Source organism: Achromobacter sp. GbtcB20, from assembly GCF_019091095.1.
In the GTDB taxonomy this organism is placed as follows: Bacteria; Pseudomonadota; Gammaproteobacteria; order Burkholderiales; family Burkholderiaceae_B; genus Achromobacter; species Achromobacter mucicolens.
Window position 1 is genome coordinate 1 of sequence record NZ_JAGXJZ010000151.1, and the last position, 628, is coordinate 628.

1 protein-coding gene is annotated in these 628 nt (G+C 68.3%); it reads left to right on the plus strand.

The window, feature by feature from the left end:
* The coding region (locus tag KVT32_RS28280) for a branched-chain amino acid ABC transporter permease (RefSeq protein ID WP_217619225.1) at window positions 1–628 on the plus strand (628 nt) is incomplete at both ends.

Consider the following 628-nt stretch of genomic DNA (forward strand, 5'->3'; position numbering starts at 1 on the left):
GCCGATCACGCTGTTCGGCCTCGACCTGGGTTCCGGCAAGAGCATGTACTTCATGATCTGGCTGGCGGTGCTCGGCTTTGTCATCCTGCTGCGCAACCTGCTCGATTCGCGTTCCGGGCGCGCGATCCGCGCGCTCAAGGGCGGCGCCCTGATGGCCGAGGCGATGGGCGTGGACACCGCGGCCATGAAGATCCGCATTTTCGTGGCCGCGGCGCTGCTGGCCTGCGTCTCCGGCTGGCTGTATGCCCACCTGCAGCGCGCCGTGAACCCGTCGCCGTTCGGCCTGAATTCCGGCATCGAATACCTGTTCATGGCGGTGATCGGCGGCGCCGGCTACCTGTGGGGCGCGATCCTCGGCGCGGCGGTGCTCACCATCCTGAAGGACCAGCTGCAAAGCTGGCTGCCGACCCTGATCGGCGCCAACGGTAACTTCGAGATCATCGTGTTCGGCATCCTGATGGTGATCCTGCTGCAGCGCGCCCGCAACGGGCTCTGGCCCTTCATCGCCCAGTACCTGCCGCAGCGGCCGGCGGCGGTTGCGCCCGAGGGTGCCGCGACCCTGCCGCAGCGGGCAAAGGCGGCGCCGGGCTACCCGCTGCTGGTGGTCGACAAGGCGCGCAAGCAGTTC